7 protein-coding genes are annotated in these 5,154 nt (G+C 64.4%); 6 read left to right on the forward strand and 1 reads right to left on the reverse strand.

Translation table 11 applies throughout. The features are described from left to right. The 5 genes from A3764_RS07030 to cobF form a co-directional block, all read left to right on the forward strand. On the forward strand, positions 1-672 hold a 672-nt coding region (locus tag A3764_RS07030), incomplete at its 5' end, for a cobalt-precorrin-4/precorrin-4 C(11)-methyltransferase (protein WP_067951378.1). Beyond that, positions 669-1,994 (forward strand): cobyrinate a,c-diamide synthase, encoded by a 1,326-nt coding sequence (locus A3764_RS07035; protein WP_067926547.1) that lies wholly within the window; start codon positions 669-671, stop codon positions 1,992-1,994. The genes A3764_RS07030 and A3764_RS07035, both read left to right, overlap by 4 nt. Continuing rightward, positions 1,991-2,716, forward strand: coding sequence for a uroporphyrinogen-III C-methyltransferase (cobA, locus tag A3764_RS07040; RefSeq protein WP_067926550.1), 726 nt, complete (start codon positions 1,991-1,993; stop codon positions 2,714-2,716). Before A3764_RS07035 ends, cobA begins: the two co-directional genes overlap by 4 nt. Further along, positions 2,713-3,021: a DUF1636 domain-containing protein gene (locus A3764_RS07045; protein WP_067926553.1), complete on the forward strand. Its 309-nt coding sequence runs from the start codon at positions 2,713-2,715 to the stop codon at positions 3,019-3,021. Before cobA ends, A3764_RS07045 begins: the two co-directional genes overlap by 4 nt. Beyond that, positions 3,018-3,758: a precorrin-6A synthase (deacetylating) gene (gene cobF, locus A3764_RS07050; RefSeq protein WP_067926556.1), complete on the forward strand. Its 741-nt coding sequence runs from the start codon at positions 3,018-3,020 to the stop codon at positions 3,756-3,758. Before A3764_RS07045 ends, cobF begins: the two co-directional genes overlap by 4 nt. A gap of 9 nt (positions 3,759-3,767) precedes the next feature. On the opposite strand, the gene arfB is transcribed toward cobF, so the two are convergent. Beyond that, a complete protein-coding gene (gene arfB, locus A3764_RS07055) occupies positions 3,768-4,190 on the reverse strand; it encodes an alternative ribosome rescue aminoacyl-tRNA hydrolase ArfB (protein ID WP_067926559.1) in 423 nt (140 codons plus the stop codon). Between the two features lie 88 nt (positions 4,191-4,278). On the opposite strand from arfB, the gene A3764_RS07060 reads away from it, so the two are divergent. Beyond that, positions 4,279-4,683 carry an STAS/SEC14 domain-containing protein gene (locus A3764_RS07060; RefSeq protein WP_067926562.1) on the forward strand — a complete coding sequence of 135 codons (405 nt, stop codon included), beginning with the start codon at positions 4,279-4,281 and terminating at the stop codon, positions 4,681-4,683. The last annotated feature ends 471 nt before the right edge of the window (positions 4,684-5,154 follow it).

The following is a 5,154-nucleotide window of genomic DNA, read 5'->3' on the forward strand; positions in this document are numbered from 1 at the left end:
CCGACCACACTGAAAGGTCCCCCGAATGAAGGCGCGCGCGTGGTGAATACGGCGCGCATGTCGCTCGATGAGATCATGGAAGAGATCGCCGCTGCGGACGCCGCCGGCCATGATGTCGCGCGCCTTCATTCGGGGGACCTTTCAGTGTGGTCGGCCATGGGCGAACAACTGCGCCGCCTTCGCGCGATGGGGATCGCCTATGACGTCACGCCGGGCGTGCCGTCCTTTGCCGCAGCCGCCGCCGAACTGGGCGCGGAGCTGACGTTGCCGGGGGTGGCGCAATCGGTCGTGCTCACCCGGACATCCGGGCGGGCGACCGCCATGCCCGAGGGCGAGACACTTTCGAACTTTGCCAAAACGGGCGCCACCCTTGCCATCCACCTTTCCGTTCACGTGCTCGAAAAGGTCGTTGCCGATCTGACCCCGCATTATGGAGAAGACTGTCCGGTCGCCGTGGTCTGGCGTGCAAGCTGGCCCGATCAGCGCATCGTGAAAGCATCGCTCGGCACGTTGCGCACGGCAATCGGTGAAGAAATGGAGCGCACGGCGCTCATCCTCGTGGGCCATGCCATCGGGGCGGAGGACTTTGGCGAAAGCAGGCTCTATGCCGGAGATTATGACCGCCGCTTCCGCCCGGTCGGAACCGCGCCCCGCTTCCCGGAGGAAACATGATCCCCCCCGGCCTCCTGATCTCTGCCCCCTCCTCCGGGGCTGGCAAGACCACGCTGATGCTGGGGCTGCTCGCGGCGCTGCGGGCGCAGGGGGTGACCGTCCAGCCTTTCAAGAGCGGGCCTGACTACATCGATCCCGCGTTCCATACGGCTGCGTCTGGTCGTGCCTCCTTCAATCTGGATAGCTGGTCGATGCCCGATGCGGACATCGCCGGGCTGGTCGGTAATGCGTCAGGTGCGGACATGATCCTCGCGGAAGGGTCGATGGGCCTTTTCGACGGGGTCGCCAAACCGGGGGCCTGCGGAAACGGCGCAAGCGCCGATATCGCCGCGCGCATGGGCTGGCCCGTTGTGCTGGTGCTGGATGTGTCGGGGGCGGCGCAGTCCGTCGCGGCCACCGCGCTTGGTTTCAGCAGGATGCGGCCCGACGTGACGCTTGCCGGGGTCGTGCTGAACAGGGTGGCATCGCCGCGTCACGAAACGCTGGTGCGGGTCGGGATGGAACAGGTGGGCATCCGCGTGCTGGGCAGCCTGCCGCGCCGCAAGGAGATCGAGATGCCGGAACGACACCTCGGACTCGTGCAGGCGGGAGAGCAGGAAAACCTGCCCGATATCCTGTCGCAGGCCGCCGCGTTTGTAACCGAACATATCGACATTGCTGCCCTGCGGGCCGCCGCCGCGGGCACCTATGGCGAAACGCTGCCACCCGCTGTGATCACCCCGCCGGGGCAACGCGTGGCCCTCGCGAAGGACGACGCCTTCGCTTTCGTCTATCCGCATCTCGCCGCCGGATGGCGCGCGGCGGGGGCTGAGGTTCTGCCGTTCTCCCCGCTGGCCGACGAAGCCCCGGACCCAGATGCGGACGTCTGCTGGCTGCCCGGCGGCTATCCGGAATTGCATGCCGGTCGCCTCGCTGCAGCCGAACGGTTCCGCAATGGGTTGCAGACCTTTGCGCAGACAAAACCGGTGCATGGAGAGTGTGGGGGCTACATGGCGATGGGGGCGGGATTGGTGGATCGGGATGGCATACGCCACCGTATGGCTGGGCTGCTGGGGCTGGAGACATCCTTTGCCACGCGCAAAATGCACCTCGGTTATCGCCGCGCCGACCTCAACGCGCCGATCCCGGGGCACTCGGCGCGGGCAATGTTGCGCGGGCATGAATTCCACTATGCCACCATCCTTTCCGAACCGGATGCTCCCTTGGCAAGGATTTGCGACGCCAATGATCAGGACGTTCCCGAAACGGGTTCTGTCCGCCGGTTCGAAGGGGGCGGTCAGGCTACCGGGACATTCTTTCACATGATCGCCGTTGCATCGTGACCGGCTTCGTCTCATTCGTTTCCTCGGGCCCGGGAGATCCCGAACTGCTGACGGTAAAGGCCGTCCGCCGTCTGGAAGAGGCGGACGCGGTGCTGTTCGATGACCTGTCGTCCGGCCCGATACTTGCCCATGCACGCGACGATGCCGACCTGATCGGTGTGGGAAAACGCGCGGGTCGCGCCTCCCCCAAGCAGGACCATGTGAGCCGCGTTCTCGTCGATTACGCGCGGACGGGCCAGCGTGTGGTACGCCTGAAATCCGGTGACAGCGGGATGTTCGGGCGGCTGGAGGAAGAGATCACCGCCCTGCGCGGCGCCGGCATCCCCTATGAGGTGGTCCCGGGCGTGACCAGCGCCTCGGCGGCGGCGGCTGCCGTGGGTATTCCACTGACGCGGCGGTTGACCGCACGGCGGGTGCAATTCATTACCGGCGCGGATGTGACCGGCGGATTGCCGTCCGACGTCAACATGGCCGCGCTTGCCGATCCCATGGCAACGACGGTCATCTACATGGGCAAACGTACCTTTGCGGAACTGGCCGCGCGGCTGATCGCGCATGGTCTCGCGCCACAGACCCCGGCAATGCTCGCCGAAGCGGTTTCCACCCCCGCGCAGAAGATCACCCGGATGACGATAGAAGAGCTCGCCACGCATCTGCAATCCGCACCGAGCAGCACGCCCGCGCTCATCTTCTACGGCCCGCTGGCGGAGTTCGATCCTTGAAGGCTTTCGTTTGCACCACCTGTTCGCTGGGTCGCGTCGGGTTTCTCGAGACTTTGCGCGAGGCCCTGCCGGAGGGGATCCCGGTAGAGGGGGTTGAATGCATGTCCGGCTGCGCCCGGGACCAGACGGTCGCATTCCGCGCGACGGGAAAGGTGGCCTATCTGTTCGGAGAGATCACCGCTGCCGATCTGCCGGAACTGCGCCGGTTCGCGGAACTCTACGCCCGGTCCCCCGATGGGACATTCGCGGATGCCCGGGTGCTTGGCGGGCTGCGCATGAAGGCGATGGCGAGGATACCGGGATGAAGCTCACTCTCATCGGGATCGGCACAGGGAATATCGATCATCTGACACTGCAGGCGGCGAAGGCGATCAATGCGCAGGATGTCATACTGATCCCCCGCAAGGGGCCGGACAAGGCCGATCTGGCAGAACTGCGTATGCGGATTTGCCAAGAGGTCATTACCGGGAACCGGACGCATATCGTCGAATTCGATCTGCCAACACGGGACCCCGAGACGCCGGACTATCGCAGGCGCGTGGAGGACTGGCACGATGCCATTGCCGAGGTCTGGATGAAGGCGATGGAAGGCCAAAGCGGAGCCGAACGGTTCGGCCTGCTGGTCTGGGGGGATCCGTCGCTCTACGATTCGACGCTGCGGATCGCGAAACGGCTCGTCCCCCGCCCGGAAATCGAGGTGATCCCCGGCATCACATCCCTTCAGGCGCTCACGGCCACCCATGCTATTCCGCTGAACGATGTCGGCGCGCCTGTTACCATCACCACAGGGCGGCGCCTGCGAGACGGTGGCTGGCCCGAAGGCGTGGATACGGTCGCGGTCATGCTGGATGGCGAATGCAGCTTCACGGTCTTGCCGCCCGAGAATCTGCACATCTGGTGGTGCGCATATGCCGGCATGCCGAATGAAATCGCCATTTCGGGCCCTTTGGCGGAGGTAGGCGAACGCATCATCCGGCAAAGGGCCGAGGCGCGCGCGGCCCATGGTTGGATCATGGACATCTACCTGCTGAGACGCGGCTGATCGGTCCGCTCAGCCGGGGGGATCGACCTTGCCGCGCAGCGCTTTGATCTCGCCCCGGGCCTTCTTCGATTTGAGCCTGCGCTTCTTCGACCCCAGGGTGGGCCGCGTGGGGATACGCCGCTTCGGCGGAGTGAGCGCGCCCCGGATCAGATCGGCCAGCCGGTCGCGGGCAATATCGCGGTTCCGCGCCTGCGAGCGGGTTTCGTCGCATTGGATGATCAGCGCGCCCTCGTTGGTCCAGCGGCGCCCGGCAAGCCGTTTAAGCCGGGCTTTGACGGGGCCCGTCAAGGAAGGCGAGGTCGCGGCCTCGAACCGCAGTTCCACCGCCGTTGCGACTTTGTTGACGTTCTGCCCCCCGGGTCCGGAGGACCGCACGAAGCTTTCGGTAATCTCCCAGTCCTGTATCGCGACGTCTTTGGTGATATGCAGCATCGTGCCCCCTTGGCCCCATCATCGCATCGGAACGGGGCAGGGTGAAGGGGCGTTGATCCTGCGACTCCCAGACTGCGAAGGACCCGCGATGACACAGATGCTCACCCTCCCCGCGGTGGCGCAGATCGGCACCAGCCGCGAAGACCTGATTGCCCTGCGCGTGACCGGAGGGATCGACGCGGAACAGATGGACGCCCTCGCCAGCTTTTTGAATTCTGTGTTCGATGAGCGGGACACCGTCGATCTGTTGATTGTTTTCGACCGGTACATCCCGGCCGCCCCGGCGGACACATTCGACTGGGACGCGATCAAGGCGTGGTTTCGCGCGGATGGCAACCTACGGCGCTATATCGTCGTGGGAGACGGGGCGCATGTGAACGAGCTGCTGGACGGCCTGTCGAGCATCCTTCCCGTGACGCCCGAGATTTTCGACGAAGAATTGTCGGCCTGGCGGGCGCTCGATGCCCATGCGACAGCCCCGGGAAGCGTGTGAAACGATTACTCAAATGAAATGGGCCGCCCCCGATAGGGAGCGGCCCAATCGAATGGTTTCAGGAGGCGGAGCCGGTAAGACCCTGCGATCAACCTGGTGACTTCGACTGCCGGGGTTTGCCCTAGCAGGAAACCTCCCAAGCTGTTCCGACACCTCTCTCCAATACCGTTCTTGACACTGGATCACCTCCTTTACATTTGTTGAACTCACCCGCAGCGTTGCACAGCCTGCATTTTCCGCAAAGCGATTTTTCAACCTCTTGGCAATCAATCGCGCAGAGCGTGCGGGATCAGCCACTAGTTGCTGCGTGACAGGAAGCTTGATCAACGTACGACAGCGACCCGCCGCAGCCAATTACTCCGTCACGATGAACTCGGTCATCCGGGTGGATTGTATAGGCAGGAAATTATCGTCCGATATCGTGGTGAGCCGGGTCTGGCCGAAACGGTCCTTCCAGACGCTGATCGCTTC

This window comes from Sulfitobacter sp. HI0129, from assembly GCF_001635395.1.
GTDB lineage: Bacteria > Pseudomonadota > Alphaproteobacteria > Rhodobacterales > Rhodobacteraceae > Sulfitobacter.

Coding starts and splice junctions, on each gene's coding strand:
- A3764_RS07035 (WP_067926547.1), top strand. CDS start 669: ATGATCCCCCCCGGCCTCCTGATCTCTGCCCCCTCCTCCGGGGCTGGC.
- cobF (WP_067926556.1), top strand. CDS start 3,018: ATGAAGCTCACTCTCATCGGGATCGGCACAGGGAATATCGATCATCTG.
- arfB (WP_067926559.1), bottom strand. CDS start 4,190: ATGCTGCATATCACCAAAGACGTCGCGATACAGGACTGGGAGATTACC.
- A3764_RS07060 (WP_067926562.1), top strand. CDS start 4,279: ATGACACAGATGCTCACCCTCCCCGCGGTGGCGCAGATCGGCACCAGC.